This is a genomic window from Goekera deserti (genome assembly GCF_010685995.1).
Taxonomy (GTDB): Bacteria; Actinomycetota; Actinomycetes; order Mycobacteriales; family Geodermatophilaceae; genus Goekera; species Goekera deserti.
In genome coordinates this window covers 77,701-97,938 of sequence record NZ_JAAGWK010000005.1, presented here as the reverse complement: position 1 = coordinate 97,938, position 20,238 = coordinate 77,701, and the positions used below count along the sequence as shown (strand labels likewise).

Here is a 20,238-nt window from a genome sequence, read left to right as displayed (position 1 = left end):
GCCCGGAGCGAGGGTAGGGTCTCCTGTTGCGCTGCCCTCTGACAACTGTCGCCCGCCGAGACGGGTCACCAGGGGTGCCCGGAGGAGTCCGGCCCACCCCCGCTGACCGGCCGAAGAGGCTCCGTCAGCTGTTCCCGGGGCAGGCGCGCCGACACCGCCGACGACGACCCAGGACGACCAGCACCGACCGCCCGTACGTCGTGAGGTCCTTGGAAGGACGCATCTTGGCAGGCTCACGCCCCACCAGCACCACCCAGCCCGGCACCACCGAGCAGCTCGACCCCGCACCGACCCCGGCCGGCACCCGCACCGGCGAGGCCGACCAGCAGAAGATCCCCGGCGCACCGCTGCGCGTCTCGTTCGCCAAGATCAAGGAGCCCCTCGAGGTCCCGGACCTCCTGGCTCTCCAGACCGCCTCCTTCGACTGGCTCGTCGGCAGTCCGGAGTGGAAGGCGACCCTGGCCCCCGAGGAGCAGGCGAGCGCCATCGGCGGTCTGGCCGAGATCCTCGAGGAGATCAGCCCGATCGAGGACTTCAGCGGTTCGATGTCGCTGTCCTTCTCCAACCCGCGCTTCGAGGACGTCAAGGCCTCCCTCGAGGAGTGCAAGGACAAGGACATGACGTACGCGGCGCCGCTGTTCGTCACCGCCGAGTTCATGAACAACACCACCGGCGAGATCAAGAGCCAGACGGTGTTCATGGGCGACTTCCCGATCATGACGAACAAGGGCACGTTCGTCATCAACGGCACCGAGCGCGTCGTCGTCTCGCAGCTGGTCCGTTCCCCGGGCGTCTACTTCGACAAGACCCTGGACAAGACCAGCGACAAGGACGTCTACAGCGCCAAGGTCATCCCCAGCCGCGGTGCGTGGCTGGAGTTCGACGTCGACAAGCGCGACACCGTCGGCGTCCGCATCGACCGCAAGCGGCGTCAGCCGGTCAGCGTGCTGCTCAAGGCGCTCGGCTGGACCGAGGACCGCATCCGCGAGCACTTCCAGTGGTCCCCGACCATGCTCGCCACCCTGGAGAAGGACCACATCCCGGGTCAGGACGAGGCGCTGCTGGACATCTACCGCAAGCTGCGCCCGGGCGAGCCGCCGACGCGCGAGTCGGCCCAGGCGCTGCTGGAGAACCTCTTCTTCAACCCCAAGCGCTACGACCTCGCCAAGGTCGGCCGCTACAAGGTGAACAAGAAGCTGGGCGTCTCGGTCGCGCAGGGCACCTCGACGCTGACCGAGGACGACATCGTCGCCACGATCGAGTACGTCGTGCGCCTGCACGCCGGCGAGCCCGACCACGGCACCGACGACATCGACCACTTCGGCAACCGTCGCCTGCGCACGGTCGGTGAGCTGATCCAGAACCAGATCCGGGTCGGCCTGTCCCGCATGGAGCGCGTGGTCCGCGAGCGGATGACGACCCAGGACGTCGAGGCCATCACGCCGCAGACCCTGATCAACATCCGGCCGGTCGTCGCCTCCATCAAGGAGTTCTTCGGCACCAGCCAGCTGTCGCAGTTCATGGACCAGACCAACCCGCTCGCGGGCCTGACCCACAAGCGCCGCCTGTCGGCGCTGGGCCCGGGTGGTCTGTCCCGTGAGCGCGCCGGCATGGAGGTCCGCGACGTGCACCCCAGCCACTACGGCCGGATGTGCCCGATCGAGACCCCGGAAGGCCCGAACATCGGCCTGATCGGCTCGCTGTCCTCCTTCGGCCGGGTCAACGCCTTCGGGTTCATCGAGACCCCGTACCGCAAGGTCGAGGGTGGCCAGGTCACCGACCACATCGACTACCTGACCGCCGACGAGGAGGACCGCTTCGTCGTCGCCCAGGCCAACTCCGTGCTGAGCGCCGAGGACCGGCTCACCGAGGACCGCGTGCTGGTCCGCACCAAGGGCGGCGAGGTCGACTACGTCGCCCCGGAGAACGTCGACTACATCGACGTCTCGCCGCGGCAGATGACCTCCGTCGCCACCGCGATGATCCCGTTCCTCGAGCACGACGACGCCAACCGCGCGCTCATGGGCGCGAACATGCAGCGTCAGGCCGTCCCGCTGTTGCGCAGCGAGGCGCCGCTGGTCGGCACCGGCATGGAGCTGCGTGCCGCCGTCGACGCCGGTGACGTCGTCGTGGCGGAGAAGGCCGGCGTGGTCGAGGACTCCACCGCCGACTACGTCACGGTCATGGCCGACGACGGCACCCGGCAGACCTACCGCCTGCTGAAGTTCCGCCGCTCGAACCAGGGGACCAGCATCAACCAGTCCCCGGTCGTCGAGGAGGGCCAGCGGGTCGAGGTCGGCCAGGTCATCGCCGACGGTCCGTGCACCGACCAGGGCGAGATGGCGCTGGGCAAGAACCTGCTCGTCGCCTTCATGCCGTGGGAGGGCCACAACTACGAGGACGCGATCATCCTGTCGCAGCGCCTCGTGCAGGACGACGTCCTGTCCTCGATCCACATCGAGGAGTTCGAGGTCGACGCCCGCGACACCAAGCTGGGCGCCGAGGAGATCACCCGGGACATCCCGAACGTCTCCGAGGAGGTCCTCGCCGACCTGGACGAGCGCGGGATCATCCGGATCGGTGCCGAGGTCGTCCCCGGCGACATCCTCGTCGGCAAGGTCACGCCCAAGGGCGAGACCGAGCTGACCCCCGAGGAGCGGCTGCTGCGCGCGATCTTCGGCGAGAAGGCCCGCGAGGTCCGCGACACCAGCCTCAAGGTCAAGCACGGTGAGTCCGGGAAGGTCATCGGCGTCCGGGTCTTCTCCCGCGAGGACGGCGACGAGCTCCCCGCCGGCGTGAACGAGCTCATCCGGGTCTACGTGGCCCAGATGCGCAAGATCTCCGACGGCGACAAGCTCGCCGGCCGGCACGGTAACAAGGGCGTCATCTCCAAGATCCTGCCGCAGGAGGACATGCCGTTCCTCGAGGACGGCACGCCGGTCGACATCGTGCTCAACCCGCTGGGCGTGCCCGGCCGGATGAACGTCGGCCAGGTCCTGGAGACCCACCTCGGGTGGGTCGCCAAGACCGGCTGGCAGGTCGAGGGCGACCCGGAGTGGGCCGCCAAGCTGCCCCAGGGCGCGCGGTCCGGTGCCCCCGGCACCCGTGCGGCGACCCCGGTCTTCGACGGTGCCCGCGAGGAGGAGATCGTCGGCCTGCTGGGCTCGACGACGCTCACCCGCGACGGTCAGCGGCTGGTCAAGGACACCGGCAAGGCGCGGCTGTTCGACGGCCGGTCCGGGGAGCCCTTCCCCGAGCCGATCTCGGTGGGCTACGTCTACATCCTGAAGCTGCTGCACCTGGTGGACGACAAGATCCACGCCCGGTCCACCGGCCCGTACTCGATGATCACGCAGCAGCCGCTGGGTGGTAAGGCGCAGTTCGGTGGCCAGCGCTTCGGTGAGATGGAGTGCTGGGCGATGCAGGCCTACGGCGCGGCCTACGCGTTGCAGGAGCTGCTGACGATCAAGTCCGACGACATCCTCGGCCGCGTCAAGGTCTACGAGGCCATCGTCAAGGGCGAGAACATCCCGGAGCCGGGCATCCCGGAGTCGTTCAAGGTGTTGCTCAAGGAGCTCCAGTCGCTGTGCCTCAACGTCGAGGTGCTGTCCGGCGACGGGCAGGCGATCGAGCTGCGCGACACCGACGACGAGGTCTTCCGGGCCGCGGAGGAGCTGGGCATCGACCTGTCCCGCCGCGAGCCCTCCAGCGTCGAAGACGTGTGAGGAAGGACCCCCGTGCCCCCCGCCCCACGCTCCGCGCGGGGCGGGGCCCTGCACGGGGGCCTCTCCGACCAAGACATTGCATGAAGCGTTTCGTTACGAACCCCGGAAAGGGGTAATCAGTTGCTCGACGTCAACTTCTTCGACGAACTGCGCATCGGCCTCGCCAGCGGTGACGACATCCGCCAGTGGTCCCACGGCGAGGTGAAGAAGCCCGAGACCATCAACTACCGCACCCTCCGCCCGGAGAAGGACGGTCTGTTCTGCGAGAAGATCTTCGGTCCCACCCGGGACTGGGAGTGCTACTGCGGGAAGTACAAGCGGGTCCGGTTCAAGGGCATCATCTGCGAGCGCTGCGGCGTCGAGGTGACCCGGGCCAAGGTCCGTCGTGAGCGCATGGGCCACATCGAGCTGGCCGCGCCCGTCACGCACATCTGGTTCTTCAAGGGCGTGCCGTCGCGGCTGGGCTACCTGCTCGACCTGGCGCCCAAGGACCTCGAGAAGATCATCTACTTCGCGGCGTACCTGATCACCACGGTGGACACGGACGCGCGTCACCGCGACCTCCCGACCATCGAGGCCGAGATCAGCGCGGAGAAGCACAACCTGGAGTCGCGCCGCGACGCCGACGTGGAGGGTCGCCAGCAGAAGCTGGAGGCCGACCTCGCCGAGCTCGAGGCCGAGGGCGCCAAGTCCGACGTGCGCCGCAAGGTGCGCGAGGGCGGCGAGCGCGAGATGCGCCAGATGCGCGACCGCGCCCAGCGGGAGATCGACCGTCTCGACGAGGTCATCGACACCTTCCGCAAGCTCGAGGTCAAGCAGCTCATCGCCGACGAGAGCCTCTACCGCGAGCTGCGCGACCGCTTCGGTGAGTACTTCGAGGGCGGCATGGGTGCCGCGGCGCTGCAGAAGCTGCTCGCCGACTTCGACCTGGACGCCGAGGCCGTCTCGCTGCGCGAGACCATCCGCAGCGGCAAGGGCCAGCGCAAGCTGCGCGCGCTCAAGCGGCTGAAGGTCGTCGCGGCGTTCCTGCAGACCCGCAACTCGCCCATGGGCATGGTGCTGGACTGCGTCCCGGTCATCCCGCCGGACCTGCGCCCGATGGTGCAGCTCGACGGTGGCCGTTTCGCCACCAGCGACATGAACGACCTGTACCGCCGCGTGATCAACCGGAACAACCGGCTCAAGCGTCTGCTCGACCTCGGCGCCCCCGAGATCATCGTGAACAACGAGAAGCGGATGCTCCAGGAGTCCGTGGACGCGCTGTTCGACAACGGCCGTCGTGGCCGTCCGGTCACCGGTCCGGGCAACCGTCCGCTGAAGTCCCTGAGCGACCTGCTCAAGGGCAAGCAGGGCCGGTTCCGGCAGAACCTGCTCGGCAAGCGCGTCGACTACTCCGGCCGTTCGGTCATCGTCGTCGGCCCGCAGCTGAAGCTGCACCAGTGCGGTCTGCCCAAGCAGATGGCCCTGGAGCTGTTCAAGCCCTTCGTCATGAAGCGGCTGGTCGACCTCAACCACGCGCAGAACATCAAGTCCGCCAAGCGGATGGTCGAGCGCGCTCGTCCCGTCGTCTGGGACGTGCTGGAGGAGGTCATCACCGAGCACCCGGTGCTGCTGAACCGCGCGCCGACGCTGCACCGCCTGGGCATCCAGGCCTTCGAGCCGCAGCTGGTCGAGGGCAAGGCCATCCAGATCCACCCGCTGGTCTGCACCGCGTTCAACGCGGACTTCGACGGTGACCAGATGGCGGTGCACCTGCCGCTGTCGGCCGAGGCCCAGGCCGAGGCCCGCATCCTGATGCTGTCGAGCAACAACATCCTGAGCCCGGCCGACGGTCGCCCGATCACCGCGCCGACCCAGGACATGGTGCTCGGCATCTACCACCTGACCACGCTCAAGGCGCGCGCCACCGAGCGCGGTGCCGACGAGCTGGTCGAGGCGTACAGTACCGCGGCCGAGGCGATCATGGCCTACGACCGAGGGCTGCTCGGGCTGCAGGAGCGGGTGCTCATCCGCCTCGAGGAGGTCTTCGGCGTCGACAACGGCCCGGCCAACGACCCGTGGGTCGCCCCGGAGGACTGGTCGCCGGGTCAGCCGGCGGTCATCTCCACCAGCCTGGGTCGGGTGCTGTTCAACGAGGCACTGCCCGAGGACTACCGCTTCGTCAACTACCAGGTGCCGAAGAAGGAGCTCGGGGCGATCGTCAACGACCTCGCCGAGCGCTACCCCAAGGTGCAGGTCGCCGCGACCCTGGACGCCCTCAAGGCGGCCGGGTTCCACTGGGCCACCCGGGCCGGGATCACCATCGCCATCGACGACGTCGTCACGCCGCCGTCGAAGCAGGCGATCCTGGACCGGCACGAGGACGAGGCCCGGAAGATCGAGAAGCAGTACGAGCGCGGTGTCATCACCGACAACGAGCGTCGTGCCGAGCTGATCGAGATCTGGACCCGTGCCCGCGCCGAGGTCAGCCAGGCCATGGTGGACAACTTCCCGACCACCAACCCGGTCTGGGTCATGGTCAACTCCGGCGCCCGCGGCAACATGATGCAGATCAGCCAGATCGCCGGCATGCGCGGCCTGGTGGCCAACCCCAAGGGCGAGATCATCCCGCGGCCGATCAAGGCGAACTTCCGCGAGGGTCTGTCCGTGCTGGAGTACTTCATCTCCACGCACGGTGCCCGCAAGGGCCTGGCGGACACCGCACTGCGCACCGCCGACTCCGGCTACCTCACCCGCCGGCTGGTCGACGTCAGCCAGGACGTCATCATCCGCGAGGAGGACTGCGGCACCGAGCGCGGCGTGCTCATGCCGATCGGCACGGTGCACGACGGTCGGGTCGTCCGTGACCCGCACGTCGAGACCAGCGTGTACGCCCGCGCCCTGGCCGCCGACGCCCTCGCGGCCGACGGCACGGTCGTGGCTCAGGCCGGCGCCGACCTGGGCGACGTCCTGATCGCCGAGCTGGTCGACGCCAACGTGGCCGAGGTCAAGGTCCGCTGCGTGCTCACCTGTGAGTCGCTGCTGGGCACCTGCGCCACCTGCTACGGCCGGTCGCTGGCGTCCGGCAAGCTGGTGGACGTCGGCGAGGCGGTCGGCATCATCGCGGCCCAGTCGATCGGTGAGCCCGGCACGCAGCTGACCATGCGCACCTTCCACACCGGTGGTGTGGCCGGGTCGGACATCACGCACGGTCTGCCCCGCGTGGTCGAGCTCTTCGAGGCCCGCGTGCCCAAGGGCAAGGCGCCCATCGCCGAGCTCGCCGGGTCGGTCCGGATCGAGGACAGCGAGCAGTTCCGCAAGCTGACCATCACCCCGGACGACGGCTCCGACGAGGTCGTCTACGACAAGCTGTCGCGGCGTTCGCGGCTGCGGGTCGAGGACGGCGGTCACGTCGAGGTCGGCGAGCAGCTGACCGAGGGTGCGGTCGACCCGCACGAGGTGCTGCGGATCATGGGCCCGCGCGAGGTGCAGCTGCACCTGGTGCGCGAGGTCCAGGAGGTCTACCGCAGCCAGGGCGTGTCGATCCACGACAAGCACATCGAGGTGATCATCCGCCAGATGCTGAAGCGGGTGACCATCATCGACTCGGGCGCGACCGACTTCCTGCCCGGTGCCCTGATCGAGCGCACGCTGTTCGAGACGGAGAACCGTCGGGTCGTCGCCGAGGGTGGCGAGCCCGCCTCGGCCCGCCCCGTGCTGATGGGGATCACCAAGGCGTCGCTGGCGACGGAGTCGTGGCTGTCGGCCGCCTCCTTCCAGGAGACGACCAAGGTGCTCACCGACGCCGCGATCCAGGGCAAGAGCGACAGCCTGCTCGGGCTCAAGGAGAACGTGATCATCGGCAAGCTGATCCCGGCCGGTACCGGGATCAGCCGCTACCGCAACATCACGGTCGAGCCCACCGAGGAGGCCCGCGCCGCGGTCTACACGATGGCCGGCTACGACGACGGGCAGTACTACAGCCCGGACGTCTTCGGTCAGGGCACCGGCGAGGCCGTGCGCCTGGAGGAGTACGACTGGCGCAGCTGATCGGCTGAGCGAGTGACAGGAGGGCCCCCGGTGCACCAGCACCGGGGGCCCTCCCGTTCACCGGCACCCCGACCCCCGGCACCCCTGGCCGTCACGTGACGGAACCAGGAGCGGTCAGGGGTGGCGGCGCGGGTCAGCCGGCCAGGCGGCGCATGGTCTCCACGGTGCGCAGGCGACCCTGGGGGCTGCCGTCGAGCGGCTGCAGGACCAGGGTGGTCACCCCGGCCTCGGCGAAGGCGGCGATGCGCTCGGCGACGTAGGACTCCGGGCCGATCAGCGACGTCGCACGGATGAGCTCTTCGGGCAGGGCGGCCGCAGCCTCGTCCTTCCTGCCGGCGAGGTAGAGGTCCTGCACCGTCTCGGCCTCCGCCTCGAAGCCGTACCGACGGGCGAGGTCGTTGTAGAAGTTCTTGCCCTTGGCGCCCATGCCGCCGACGTACAGCGCGATCCCCGGGCGGACGGCGTCGAGCAGCTGTTCGGCGTCCTCCCCGATGGCGACCGGGACGCCGGTGACGACCTGCAGCTCGCCGAGCGCGGGGTCACGCTTGGCCCGCCCGGCGGCCAGGGCGTCGCCCCAGACGTCACCGGCCCGCTCGGGCATGAAGAAGATGGGCTCCCAGAGCTCGGCGATCTCCGCGGCGAGCTCGACGTTCTTCGGGCCCAGCGCTGCCAGCATGACCGGGATGCGCTCGCGCACCGGGGTGTTGATCAGCTTCAGCGGCTTGCCCAGGCCGGTGCCCTGGTCGGCCGGCAGCGGGACGCTGTACTTCTTGCCCTCGTGCTGGAGCTTCTCCCGGCGCCACACCTGACGGCAGATCTCCACGACCTCGCGGGTGCGCTGCAGGGGGGCGTCGTACGGGACGCCGTGCCAGCCCTCGATCACCTGCGGACCGCTGGCACCCAGGCCGAGGGTGAAACGGCCGCCGGACACGAAGTCCAGACCCGCCGCGGTCATCGCGGTCAGGGCCGGGGTGCGGCTGTAGATCGGCAGGATGCCGCTCATCAGCTCCACCCGCTCGGTCACCGCGGCGAGGTAGCCGAGCTGGCTGACCGCGTCGAAGGTGTAGACCTCGGCGCACATGGCGAGGTCCAGGCCGGCGGACTCGAGGTCCTTCAGCTCACTGGCGGTCTGCTGGAAGTCCCCGGCGTAGGCGGCCTGGATCCCGATGCGCACGTGCTCTCCTCGCGTCCGGTGGCCGCGGGTCCGCCATGGGGCGGACCGGGCGCGGCCGGGGCGTCGACTCCGGCGTCGACGCTCTCCGGCTGACCGTAGCGGGGGGCGGCGCGGCCGCCCCGGCCTCCTGCCGGGGCCGGCGGGGTCAGCCCGGCCGTCAGAGGGCGCGGACGGTGCCGACGACCTGGGTGACCACCCGGACGCCGTCGACCGCCGACGGCACCTGCGCAGCGGTCGCTGCGTCGACCAGGTCCACCTTGACCACGTACTCGGCGTCCCGCCGGGCCAGCCCGACGCCGGCCACGCCGGGCACGGCGCCGAGCTGGTGGACCAGGGACGACTTGGCCGCCCGGGCGGCTGCGCGATCACTCACCTCCCCATGGTGCGCCTCTGCGGGCCTCCTGGACAGCAGGAGCAGCCCGGTCTCCTCCGGACTCGTGAGCCCGGGCGGTCCCCGGGGGCGGGCTCGCAGGCACCGCCGAGGGTCAGCTCTCGGGCCAGGCCACGCCCAGGGTGGACAGCACGGTGGCCAGCGGGTTGGCGAAGGTGACCCCGCCGCCGGCACTGCCCCCGGTCGAGCTGCCCGCGAACAGCAGTCCCACGGGCACCCGGTCGCGGCTGCGCCAGATGACCGAGCCGGAGTCGCCACCGTCGCTGAACCCACCCGTGAGGCCCTCGATCTCCACCTGGTCGTCGAAGGTGAACACCGCCGTCTCGTACTGGACGCCCACCCCGTCCACCTCCACGGCGGAGATCCGCCCGCGGGTGTGTCCGGTCGTCCGCCCGACCCTCTCCACCAGCTCGTCCGGGTCGACGTCCAGGGCGTCCGACACCCGCGGGGCGAGCGGCCCGCCCGGGTAGTCGCCCGGGTCGGCCTGGACGCCGTCGTCGAGGGCCGCCACCGCGGCGTCGACCAGGCTGGCGCCGGTGGGGGAGAAGGGCTGGAAGGCGGTCAGCGTGCCCACCCGGTCGGCGGGCGTGCCGCGGTCGGCGCGTCCGGGCTGCAGGACGGCGTCCCCCACCTGGGCGGCGTCGCTGGCCGCCAGCACGTGGTCGTTGCTGAGTGCCAGCAGCCCGGGGCGGCCGGGCGCCCGGACGAAGCCGCCGAGCGTCCCCGCCGTCACGTCCGGGTGGCCGATCGAGATGCCCGGCCGCAGGGGCCGCGACCGCTGCTGCAACCGGGCGGGCGACCAGCGGTCGTCGTCACCGGTGGGCGGGGGAGCGGTGAGCGGGCGCACCGGGCCGATGACCCGCACGTCCACCTCGGCCAGGGCCGCGGCGCCCAGCCCGCGCAGGACGACCTCCGCGTCCGCGCGGGCCAGGAGGCGGACGGCCAGGTGCACCTGGCCGGGGGCGACGGGGGCGAGTCCGAGCGCGACGCCGGACCAGCCGGAGCCGTCGACCGAGCCACGGGCCACGACGGCGCCCGGGGGCACCTCGGCCAGCCGCTGGGAGAGCTCTGCCTTCAGTGCTCGTGCGGAGTCTGGGAGCACGGGTCCTCCTCGTGGTGCCGGCGCCGCCCACCGGTGACGAAGCGCCGGCGGCTGGCTGTGTGCGGGTCAGTACTCACCGTAGGGGCCGGGTACGACAGCAGCGAGACGACCGGGTGCACCCACCCCTGCGCGGCCGGTGACAGGGGGACAGGGGTACATTCGACGGCGGTACGGTCCCGGCCGGCCGCTGCCCGGAGGTCTCGCGACCGCCTCGCTGCGGCCGGGCACCACGGAGCCGTCGCCACCCCGTCCCGGTGGGCCTCCTCGGAGCAGTCGCCGGACACCGGGGTGACGGCGTCCTCGAGGTGTCCGCACTGGCGTGACGGACCCGGCTTTGACCGGGTCCCAACGCCCGGGTATCGTGGTCAGCCGTGCCCAGGAACGATCTGGGCTGCTCCCTCATCGCGGTGCACCCGAGTCCCGGTGGTCCTCGTACCACTCGGCCCCCAGGCTCCGCCCGCCGGCTCAGGTCGACGGCAGGCCGGTGTGGCCGACGACAGGGGTGATCGACTCGGCCTGACGGCCAGCCGGTCCGGGCAAGGTCAACACGCCCGACCGCGTGGGTCGGACGAGCGACACGGGCCGCACGTAGGCGCAGGTCAGGCGCACGGTCGGACCAGCACGACGACGACACAGCAGCACAGCGACGCGCACGGCACCACTCATCCACTGCACCACCCAGCTCAGGTAGGAGATCCAGGCCGCTCATGCCCACGATCAACCAGCTGGTCCGCAAGGGCCGCGAGGACAAGGTCGAGAAGACCAAGACCCCGGCGCTGAAGGGCTCCCCTCAGCGTCGTGGCGTGTGCACGCGGGTCTACACGACGACCCCCAAGAAGCCGAACTCCGCGCTGCGCAAGGTCGCGCGTGTCCGGCTCACCAGCGGGGTCGAGGTCACCGCCTACATCCCGGGTGTCGGTCACAACCTGCAGGAGCACTCGATGGTGCTCGTGCGTGGCGGCCGGGTGAAGGACCTCCCCGGCGTCCGCTACAAGATCATCCGCGGCTCGCTGGACACCCAGGCCGTCCGCGGTCGCAAGCAGGCTCGCAGCCGTTACGGCGCGAAGAAGGAGAAGAGCTGACATGCCTCGCAAGGGACCCGCGCCGAAGCGTCCGCTCATCGCCGACCCGGTCTACAACTCGCCCCTGGTCACCCAGCTGGTGAACAAGGTGCTCGTCGACGGCAAGCGTTCCGTCGCCGAGGCGATCGTCTACGGCGCGCTCGAGGGCGCCCGGGCGAAGAGCGACACCGACCCGGTCGTGACGCTCAAGCGCGCGCTGGACAACGTCAAGCCGGCCCTCGAGGTCCGCAGCCGCCGCGTCGGTGGCGCGACCTACCAGGTGCCGATCGAGGTCCGCCCCTCGCGCAGCACGACCCTGGGCCTGCGCTGGCTCATCCAGTACAGCCGCGGCCGTCGCGAGAAGACGATGACCGAGCGCCTCATGAACGAGCTCCTCGACGCCAGCAACGGCCTCGGTGCCGCGGTGAAGCGCCGCGAGGACACGCACAAGATGGCCGAGTCGAACAAGGCCTTCGCGCACTACCGCTGGTGACAACAGTCCACCTGCGACCGCTGCCCGCGGTGACGACGGGCCACCCCCGGCCACCGCGCACGGACAGACGAGAAGAGGAGTAGGGAATGGCCAGCAACGAGGCCGCACTGCGCAAGACGCGCAACATCGGGATCATGGCGCACATCGACGCCGGCAAGACGACGACGACCGAGCGCATCCTCTTCTACACCGGTATCAACTACAAGATCGGTGAAGTCCACGACGGCGCGGCCACGATGGACTGGATGGAGCAGGAGCAGGAGCGCGGCATCACCATCACGTCGGCCGCGACGAAGTGCACCTGGAACGGTCACGACATCAACATCATCGACACCCCCGGGCACGTCGACTTCACCGTCGAGGTCGAGCGTTCGCTGCGCGTGCTCGACGGTGCGATCGCGGTGTACGACGGCGTCGCCGGTGTCGAGCCGCAGACCGAGCAGGTGTGGCGCCAGGCCGAGAAGTACGGCGTGCCGCGCATGTGCTTCGTCAACAAGCTGGACCGCACCGGTGCGAACTTCTTCCGCTGCGTCGACATGATGGTGGAGCGGCTCAACGCCAACCCGCTGGTGCTGCAGCTCCCGATCGGCGCCGAGGGCGACTTCATCGGCGTCGTCGACCTGGTCACCATGAAGGCGCTCACCTGGCGCGGCGAGACCAAGCTCGGTGAGGACTACGCGGTCGAGGAGATCCCGGCCGAGCTCGCCGACCAGGCCGCCGAGTACCGGGAGAAGCTCCTCGAGGGCATCGCCGAGTTCCACGACGAGATCATGGAGTCCTACCTCGCCGGCGAGGAGCTCTCCGTCGAGACGCTGAAGGCGGCGATCCGCAAGTCCACGATCGCCGGTCAGCTGAACCCGGTCGTCACCGGCTCGGCCTTCAAGAACAAGGGCGTGCAGCCCATGCTCGACGCCGTCATCGACTACCTGCCCAGCCCGCTGGACGTCGAGGCGATCGTCGGCACCGCGCTGGACGGCGAGACCGAGGTCCTGCGGCACGCCGACGAGGACGAGCCGTTCTCCGCGCTGGCGTTCAAGATCCAGACCGACCAGCACCTCGGCAAGCTGACCTACATCCGCGTGTACTCCGGGCGTCTGGATGCCGGGTCCCCGGTGCTGAACAGCACCAAGGACCGCAAGGAGCGGGTCGGGAAGATCTACCAGATGCACGCCAACAAGCGCGAAGAGCGCGCGGGCGTCGGCGCCGGCCAGATCGTGGCCGTCAACGGGATGAAGCAGACCACCACCGGTGACACGCTCTGCGACCCGCAGAAGCCCGTCATCCTGGAGTCGATGACCTTCCCCGCGCCGGTCATCTCGGTGGCCATCGAGCCGAAGACCAAGAGCGACCAGGAGAAGCTGGGCACGGCGATCCAGAAGCTCGCCGAGGAGGACCCCACCTTCCAGGTCCGCCTGGACGAGGAGACCGGCCAGACCGTCATCTCCGGCATGGGCGAGCTCCACCTGGAGATCCTGGTCGACCGCATGCGCCGTGAGTTCAACGTCGAGGCGAACGTCGGCAAGCCGCAGGTGGCCTACCGCGAGACGATCCGCAAGGCCGTCGAGCGCGCGGACTACACGCACAAGAAGCAGACCGGTGGCTCCGGCCAGTTCGCGAAGGTGCAGATCAGCCTGGAGCCCCTCGAGGTCACGGCGGACGGCCCGACCTACCTCTTCGAGAACAAGGTCAGCGGCGGTCGGATCCCGCGGGAGTACATCCCGTCGGTCGACGCGGGCATGCAGGACGCCATGCAGTACGGCATCCTGGCGGGGTACCCGATGGTCGGCGTGAAGGCCGCCCTGCTCGACGGTCAGTACCACGAGGTCGACTCGTCCGAGATGGCGTTCAAGATCGCTGGTTCGATGGTCTTCAAGGAGGCCGCGCGCAAGGCCAGCCCCGCTCTGCTCGAGCCGCTGATGGCCGTCGAGGTCGTCACGCCCGAGGAGAACATGGGCGACGTCATCGGCGACCTCAACTCCCGCCGCGGCACCATCCAGGCCATGGAGGAGCGTTCCGGCGCCCGCGTGGTCAAGGCGCTGGTGCCGCTGTCGGAGATGTTCGGCTACGTGGGTGACCTGCGCAGCCGCACCCAGGGCCGGGCCAGCTACACGATGGTCTTCGAGACGTACGCCGAGGTCCCGCAGAACGTGGCCAAGGAGATCATCGCGAAGGCGACCGGGGAGTAAGCGAGCCCGCTCGTCCGGCACCATCGAGACTGCCCGTACCCCCCAAGACACGCGAACGACTGCGAAGACACGAGGAGAGGAACCCACTGTGGCCAAGGCCAAGTTCGAGCGGAACAAGCCGCACGTCAACATCGGGACCATCGGTCACATCGACCACGGGAAGACGACGCTCACCGCGGCGATCACCAAGGTCCTGCACGACAAGTACCCGAACCTGAACGAGGCGTCGGCGTTCGACCAGATCGACAAGGCTCCCGAGGAGAAGGCGCGCGGGATCACGATCTCGATCGCCCACGTCGAGTACCAGACGGAGAACCGTCACTACGCGCACGTCGACTGCCCCGGGCACGCCGACTACATCAAGAACATGATCACCGGTGCCGCCCAGATGGACGGCGCGATCCTCGTGGTCGCGGCGACCGACGGCCCGATGCCGCAGACCAAGGAGCACGTGCTCCTGGCCCGCCAGGTCGGCGTCCCCTACATCGTCGTGGCCCTGAACAAGTCCGACATGGTGGACGACGAGGAGATCCTGGAGCTCGTCGAGCTAGAGGTCCGCGAGCTGCTCAGCGAGTACGAGTTCCCGGGCGACGACCTCCCCGTGGTGCGCGTCTCGGCGCTCAAGGCCCTCGAGGGCGACGCCGAGTGGGGCAACAAGCTGCTCGAGCTCATGGACGCGGTCGACTCGGCCATCCCCGAGCCGGAGCGCGAGATCGACAAGCCGTTCCTCATGCCCGTCGAGGACGTCTTCACGATCACCGGTCGTGGCACGGTCGTCACCGGCCGCATCGAGCGCGGCATCGTCAAGGTCTCCGAGGAGATCGAGATCGTCGGCATCCGCCCGACCTCGTCGAAGACCACGGTCACCGGCGTCGAGATGTTCCGCAAGCTGCTCGACCAGGGTCAGGCAGGCGACAACGTCGGGCTGCTCCTGCGCGGCATCAAGCGTGAGGACGTCGAGCGCGGCCAGGTCGTCGTCAAGCCCGGCTCGATCACCCCGCACACCTCCTTCGAGGGCTCGGTCTACATCCTCTCGAAGGACGAGGGCGGCCGTCACACGCCGTTCTTCAACAACTACCGTCCCCAGTTCTACTTCCGGACGACGGACGTCACCGGCGTGGTCACGCTGCCCGCGGGCACCGAGATGGTCATGCCCGGCGACAACACCGAGATGTCGGTCGAGCTGATCCAGCCGATCGCCATGGAGGAGGGCCTGCGCTTCGCCATCCGCGAGGGCGGCCGCACGGTCGGCGCCGGCCGCGTCGTCAAGATCAACAAGTAGCACCCCGGGCAGGGCGGCGGCCGCACCGGCCGCCGCCCTGCCCACCCGGGTCAACCGACCCACAGCGCACCACCACTGACTTACATGAACACCGATCGGCAGGAGCGAACACAGGCGATGGCGGGACAGAAGATCCGCATCCGGCTCAAGGCCTACGACCACGAGGCCATCGATGCCTCGGCGCGGCGCATCGTGGAGACGGTGACCAAGACCGGAGCGCGCGTCGTCGGCCCGGTGCCGCTGCCGACCGAGAAGAACGTGTACTGCGTCATCCGCTCCCCGCACAAGTACAAGGACTCGCGGGAGCACTTCGAGATGCGTACGCACAAGCGGCTCATCGACATCCTCGACCCGACGCCGAAGACGGTCGACGCGCTCATGCGCATCGACCTGCCGGCCTCGGTCGACGTCAACATCCAGTAGGGGCGCGCAGACAATGGCGAGCACATTCCGTGGTCTCCTCGGCGAGAAGCTGGGGATGACCCAGGTATTCGACGAGAACAACCGCATCGTGCCGGTCACCGTCGTCAAGGCGGGTCCGTGCGTGGTCACCCAGGTGCGCACCCCCGAGGTCGACGGCTACTCGGCCGTCCAGCTCGGCTTCGGCGCGATCGACCCCCGCAAGGTGAACAAGCCCGCAGGTGGGCACTTCACCAAGGCGGGCGTGACGCCGCGGCGTCACCTGGTCGAGCTGCGCACCAAGGACGCCTCGGACTACACGGTCGGCCAGGAGCTCAACGCCGACGTGTTCACCGACGGCGCCTCGGTCGACGTGATCGGCACCAGCAAGGGCAAGGGCACCGCCGGTGTCATGAAGCGTCACGGCTTCAAGGGACTCGGCGCCAGCCACGGCACCCAGCGCAAGCACCGCTCGCCCGGCTCGATCGGTGGTTGCTCCACCCCGGGTCGCGTGTTCAAGGGCATGCGCATGGCGGGCCGCATGGGTGGCGAGCGCACGACGACGCTGTCGCTCAAGGTGCACAAGGTGGACGCGGAGAAGGGGCTGATCCTGATCAAGGGCGCCGTCCCCGGTCCGCGCGGTGGGCTCGTCCTGGTCCGCACTGCGGTCAAGGGCGGCTCTGTGGGGAGTGACACGAAGTGACCAGTCCGTCCAGCACCAAGGCGACGGTTCGCGCAGACCGCACGGTCGACGTCCGGACGCCGGCGGGCGGGACCTCCGGGTCCGCCACGCTTCCCGGTGACCTGTTCGACGCGAACGCCAACGTCTCGCTGATGCACCAGGTCGTGGTGGCCCAGCTGGCCGCCGCGCGCCAGGGCACGCACGCGACCAAGACGCGGGCGCAGCGCAGCGGTACGGGCGCCAAGCCCTACCGCCAGAAGGGCACCGGCCGGGCCCGTCAGGGCTCGCTGCGTGCGCCGCAGTTCGCCGGCGGTGGCATCGCCCACGGCCCGCAGCCGCGCAACTACGAGCAGAAGACCCCGAAGAAGATGAAGGCCGCCGCCCTGCGCGGTGCCCTCTCCGACCGGGCCCGCGAGGACCGCGTGCACGTCGTCTCCTCGTTCGTCGACGGTGACGTGCCCTCGACCAAGACCGCGCTGAAGGTGCTCCAGGGCATCAGCTCCGCCAAGCGCGTGCTGGTCGTCCTGGACCGCGAGGACGCGCTCGGCTGGGTCAGCCTGCGCAACGTCCCCGAGGTCCACCTGATCGAGTCGGGTCAGCTGAACACCTACGACGTGCTCTGCTCCGACGAGGTCGTCTTCACCGAGGCCGCGCTCGCCGAGTTCGTCGCCGGGCCGGCTCGCAGCCACAAGGCGCGCGGCGCCGGCAACGGCCCCGACCTGCACACCGAGCTGGTCGAGGACGTCGTCCCGTCGATCGCTGCCGAGGACACCACCGAGGAGAAGGCATGAGCGTCCGCGACCCCCGGGACGTCCTGCTGTCCCCGGTGATCTCCGAGAAGAGCTACGGCCTGCTCGACGAGAACAAGTACACGTTCATCGTCCGGCCGGACGCGAACAAGACCCAGATCAAGATCGCAGTGCAGCAGGTCTTCAACGTGAAGGTGCTGTCTGTGAACACGCTCAACCGCCAGGGGAAGAGGAAGCGCTCCAAGGGCGCTGTGATGGGCAAGCGCAAGGACACCAAGCGCGCCATCGTCTCCGTCGCCCCCGGCGATCGCATCGAGCTCTTCGGCGGTCCGGGCGCCTGACGGTCACCACCGTCACACGCACTCGACCACCGATCCGGACCAGAGAGAAGACAGGGACTCAGAGGAACCATGGCCATCCGTAAGTACAAGCCGACGACGCCGGGCCGCCGCGGCTCGAGTGTCGCCGACTTCGCCGAGGTCACCCGCGACCATCCCGAGAAGTCGCTGGTCCGGCCGTTGCACGGTCGTGGCGGGCGCAACGCCCACGGGCGCATCACCACGCGCCACCAGGGCGGCGGGCACAAGCGCGCCTACCGGCTGATCGACTTCCGCCGGGCGGACAAGGACGGGGTGCCGGCCAAGGTCGCGCACATCGAGTACGACCCGAACCGCACCTCGCGGATCGCACTGCTGCACTTCCTGGACGGCGAGAAGCGCTACATCATCGCCCCGGCGAAGCTCAAGCAGGGCGACGTCGTCGAGTGCGGGCCGGCCGCCGACATCAAGCCCGGCAACAACCTGCCGCTGCGCAACATCCCGGTCGGCACGGTCGTGCACGCCATCGAGCTCCGGCCCGGTGGCGGTGCGAAGATCGCCCGCTCCGCTGGTACCAGCGTGCAGCTGGTGGCCCGGGAGGGCCGCTTCGCCCAGCTGCGGATGCCCTCGGGCGAGATCCGCAACGTGGACGTGCGCTGCCGCGCCACCATCGGTGAGGTCGGCAACGCCGAGCAGTCCAACATCAACTGGGGCAAGGCCGGCCGGATGCGGTGGAAGGGCAAGCGCCCGACCGTCCGCGGTGTCGCGATGAACCCGGTCGACCACCCGCACGGTGGTGGTGAGGGGAAGACCTCCGGTGGACGCCACCCGGTCAACCCCAAGGGCAAGCCCGAGGGCCGCACGCGCAAGCGCAAGGCCAGTGACGACATGATCGTGCGCCGCCGGCGTACCGGCAAGAAGCGCTGAGCGGGTAGAGGAGTCCGACAGACATGCCACGCAGCCTCAAGAAGGGCCCGTTCGTCGACGACCACCTGCTCGCCAAGGTGGACGTCCAGAACGAGAAGGGCACCAAGACCGTCATCCGCACGTGGTCGCGGCGTTCGACGATCATCCCCGACATGCTCGGGCACACGATCGCCGTGCACGACGGCCGCAAGCACGTCCCGGTGTTCGTCACCGAGGCGATGGTCGGGCACAAGCTCGGCGAGTTCGCGCCCACGCGCACCTTCCGTGGGCACATCAAGGACGACCGCCGGTCGCGGCGCGGCTGACGGCGAGGAGACAGACACCATGACTTCCCCATCAGGGGTGGACGCCCCGACCGCCCGGGCCCAGGCCCGGTTCGTCAGCGTCACGCCCATGAAGGCACGCCGGGTGGTGGACATGATCCGCTACCTGCCGACCGACGAGGCCCTGGCCCTGCTGCGCTTCGCGCCGCAGACCGCCAGCGAGCCCGTGGCCAAGGTCGTCGCGAGCGCCGTCGCCAACGCCGAGCACAACCTGCAGCTCGACCCGCAGGCGCTCGTCATCAGCGCGGCCTACGTCGACGAGGGCCCGACGCTCAAGCGGATCCGTCCGCGGGCACAGGGCCGGGCGTTCCGCATCAACAAGCGGACCAGCCACATCACCGTCGAGGTGACCGAGGTGACCACCAGCGACACGCTGGCACTGCGGTCGCGCAAGGCTCGTCGCGAGACCGGGCAGTCCGGCCCGGCCGTCCAGCAGAAGAGCAACACGAGGGGAGGGACCCGCTAGTGGGTCAGAAGGTCAACCCGCACGGGTTCCGGTTGGGCATCACCACCGAGTACAAGTCCCGGTGGTACGCCGACAAGCTGTACGCGGACTACGTCAAGGAGGACGTGGCGATCCGCAAGCTGATGGGCAAGGGCATGGAGCGCGCCGGCATCTCGAAGGTCGAGATCGAGCGCACCCGTGACCGCGTCCGCGTCGACATCCACACCGCCCGTCCCGGCATCGTCATCGGCCGCCGTGGCGCCGAGGCAGACCGCATCCGCGGCGAGCTCGAGAAGCTCACCGGCAAGCAGGTGCAGCTGAACATCCTCGAGGTCAAGAACCCCGAGAGCGACGCGCAGCTGGTCGCCCAGGGTGTTGCCGAGCAGCTCTCCTCCCGGGTCAGCTTCCGCCGGGCCATGCGCAAGGCGATGCAGTCCGCGCAGCGCAGCCCGCAGGTCAAGGGCATCCGCGTGCAGTGCTCCGGTCGCCTCGGCGGCACGGAGATGAGCCGGTCGGAGTTCTACCGCGAGGGGCGCGTGCCGCTGCACACCCTGCGCGCGAACATCGACTACGGCATCTACGAGGCCCGCACGACCTTCGGTCGGATCGGCGTCAAGGTGTGGATCTACAAGGGCGACGCGAGCGGCTCACGTGCCGAGCGCGAGGCACTCGAGGCCCTCGCCCAGCGTCAGCAGCGTCGTGAGCGCGCCCAGCGCCCGCGCCGTTCGGGCTCCTCGGGCACGACCGCCGGTGGCACCGAGGCCGGGCGTGCGTTCGCCGAGGGCGGTCCCGAGGTCCCGGCCGAGGCGCCGGCGGACTCGACCGTCGCCGTCACCGTTGGTGACGTGGACACCACCCAGACCGTCAGCGAGGCCGCCGAGTCGACGGCCCCCGCGACCGCCGCGACGGCCCCGGCCGTCGACGAGAACACCTCGCAGGGACAGGGGGCCTGA

At 69.7% G+C, this 20,238-nt stretch carries 17 protein-coding genes; 14 read left to right on the top strand and 3 right to left on the bottom strand.

Annotated elements, in window-relative coordinates; translation table 11 throughout:
* Positions 1–224: 224 nt before the first annotated feature.
* A complete protein-coding gene (rpoB, locus tag G1H19_RS01965) occupies positions 225–3,725 on the top strand; it encodes a DNA-directed RNA polymerase subunit beta (protein WP_217269506.1) in 3,501 nt (1,166 codons plus the stop codon).
* 120 nt (positions 3,726–3,845) lie between these two features.
* Positions 3,846–7,754, top strand: a complete 3,909-nt coding sequence (locus G1H19_RS01960; RefSeq protein WP_152731643.1) for a DNA-directed RNA polymerase subunit beta' — start codon at positions 3,846–3,848, stop codon at positions 7,752–7,754.
* Positions 7,755–7,887: 133 nt separating this feature from the next.
* Here G1H19_RS01960 and G1H19_RS01955 read toward each other — a convergent pair whose 3' ends face one another.
* The 3 genes from G1H19_RS01955 to G1H19_RS01945 form a co-directional block, all read right to left on the bottom strand.
* Positions 7,888–8,928, bottom strand: a complete 1,041-nt coding sequence (locus G1H19_RS01955) for an LLM class F420-dependent oxidoreductase (RefSeq protein ID WP_162393206.1) — start codon at positions 8,926–8,928, stop codon at positions 7,888–7,890.
* Positions 8,929–9,085: 157 nt separating this feature from the next.
* Positions 9,086–9,301 carry a hypothetical protein gene (locus tag G1H19_RS01950; protein WP_162393207.1) on the bottom strand — a complete coding sequence of 72 codons (216 nt, stop codon included), beginning with the start codon at positions 9,299–9,301 and terminating at the stop codon, positions 9,086–9,088.
* A gap of 112 nt (positions 9,302–9,413) precedes the next feature.
* Positions 9,414–10,421: a serine/threonine-protein kinase gene (locus G1H19_RS01945; RefSeq protein WP_152731644.1), complete on the bottom strand. Its 1,008-nt coding sequence runs from the start codon at positions 10,419–10,421 to the stop codon at positions 9,414–9,416.
* A gap of 707 nt (positions 10,422–11,128) precedes the next feature.
* Between G1H19_RS01945 and rpsL the strand changes: the two genes are divergently transcribed.
* The 12 genes from rpsL (at position 11,129) to rpsC (ending at position 20,238) form a co-directional block, all read left to right on the top strand.
* Positions 11,129–11,503, top strand: a complete 375-nt coding sequence (gene rpsL, locus G1H19_RS01940; protein WP_029340027.1) for a 30S ribosomal protein S12 — start codon at positions 11,129–11,131, stop codon at positions 11,501–11,503.
* 1 nt (position 11,504) lies between these two features.
* On the top strand, positions 11,505–11,975 hold the full coding sequence (gene rpsG, locus G1H19_RS01935; protein ID WP_152731645.1) for a 30S ribosomal protein S7: 471 nt from the start codon (positions 11,505–11,507) through the stop codon (positions 11,973–11,975).
* An 86-nt stretch (positions 11,976–12,061) separates the two neighbouring features.
* A complete protein-coding gene (gene fusA / locus G1H19_RS01930; RefSeq protein ID WP_152731646.1) occupies positions 12,062–14,161 on the top strand; it encodes an elongation factor G in 2,100 nt (699 codons plus the stop codon).
* A gap of 88 nt (positions 14,162–14,249) precedes the next feature.
* Complete coding sequence (gene tuf / locus G1H19_RS01925; RefSeq protein WP_162393208.1) at positions 14,250–15,443, top strand: elongation factor Tu; 1,194 nt, start codon at positions 14,250–14,252, stop codon at positions 15,441–15,443.
* A gap of 117 nt (positions 15,444–15,560) precedes the next feature.
* Positions 15,561–15,866, top strand: coding sequence for a 30S ribosomal protein S10 (gene rpsJ, locus G1H19_RS01920; protein ID WP_012950483.1), 306 nt, complete (start codon positions 15,561–15,563; stop codon positions 15,864–15,866).
* Between the two features lie 13 nt (positions 15,867–15,879).
* Positions 15,880–16,545: a 50S ribosomal protein L3 gene (rplC, locus tag G1H19_RS01915; protein WP_152731647.1), complete on the top strand. Its 666-nt coding sequence runs from the start codon at positions 15,880–15,882 to the stop codon at positions 16,543–16,545.
* Entirely contained in the window at positions 16,542–17,315 is a 774-nt protein-coding gene (rplD, locus tag G1H19_RS01910) for a 50S ribosomal protein L4 (protein ID WP_162393209.1), read from the top strand. The genes rplC and rplD overlap by 4 nt, the downstream gene beginning before the upstream one ends.
* Positions 17,312–17,614, top strand: coding sequence for a 50S ribosomal protein L23 (rplW, locus tag G1H19_RS01905; protein WP_152731648.1), 303 nt, complete (start codon positions 17,312–17,314; stop codon positions 17,612–17,614). Before rplD ends, rplW begins: the two co-directional genes overlap by 4 nt.
* A gap of 69 nt (positions 17,615–17,683) precedes the next feature.
* Entirely contained in the window at positions 17,684–18,517 is an 834-nt protein-coding gene (rplB, locus tag G1H19_RS01900; RefSeq protein WP_152731649.1) for a 50S ribosomal protein L2, read from the top strand.
* A 23-nt stretch (positions 18,518–18,540) separates the two neighbouring features.
* Positions 18,541–18,822 carry a 30S ribosomal protein S19 gene (gene rpsS, locus G1H19_RS01895; protein WP_152731650.1) on the top strand — a complete coding sequence of 94 codons (282 nt, stop codon included), beginning with the start codon at positions 18,541–18,543 and terminating at the stop codon, positions 18,820–18,822.
* A gap of 19 nt (positions 18,823–18,841) precedes the next feature.
* Positions 18,842–19,306, top strand: coding sequence for a 50S ribosomal protein L22 (rplV, locus tag G1H19_RS01890; RefSeq protein WP_152731651.1), 465 nt, complete (start codon positions 18,842–18,844; stop codon positions 19,304–19,306).
* Positions 19,306–20,238, top strand: coding sequence for a 30S ribosomal protein S3 (gene rpsC, locus G1H19_RS01885; protein WP_162393210.1), 933 nt, complete (start codon positions 19,306–19,308; stop codon positions 20,236–20,238). The genes rplV and rpsC overlap by 1 nt, the downstream gene beginning before the upstream one ends.

What these genes read in the sequence shown, in the direction of transcription:
- rpsS (WP_152731650.1), top strand. Translation starts at nt 18,541, where the DNA reads ATGCCACGCAGCCTCAAGAAGGGCCCGTTCGTCGACGACCACCTGCTC.
- rpsG (WP_152731645.1), top strand. Translation starts at nt 11,505, where the DNA reads ATGCCTCGCAAGGGACCCGCGCCGAAGCGTCCGCTCATCGCCGACCCG.
- rplW (WP_152731648.1), top strand. Translation starts at nt 17,312, where the DNA reads ATGAGCGTCCGCGACCCCCGGGACGTCCTGCTGTCCCCGGTGATCTCC.
- fusA (WP_152731646.1), top strand. Translation starts at nt 12,062, where the DNA reads ATGGCCAGCAACGAGGCCGCACTGCGCAAGACGCGCAACATCGGGATC.
- rplB (WP_152731649.1), top strand. Translation starts at nt 17,684, where the DNA reads ATGGCCATCCGTAAGTACAAGCCGACGACGCCGGGCCGCCGCGGCTCG.
- rplV (WP_152731651.1), top strand. Translation starts at nt 18,842, where the DNA reads ATGACTTCCCCATCAGGGGTGGACGCCCCGACCGCCCGGGCCCAGGCC.
- rpsL (WP_029340027.1), top strand. Translation starts at nt 11,129, where the DNA reads ATGCCCACGATCAACCAGCTGGTCCGCAAGGGCCGCGAGGACAAGGTC.
- rplC (WP_152731647.1), top strand. Translation starts at nt 15,880, where the DNA reads ATGGCGAGCACATTCCGTGGTCTCCTCGGCGAGAAGCTGGGGATGACC.
- rpsJ (WP_012950483.1), top strand. Translation starts at nt 15,561, where the DNA reads ATGGCGGGACAGAAGATCCGCATCCGGCTCAAGGCCTACGACCACGAG.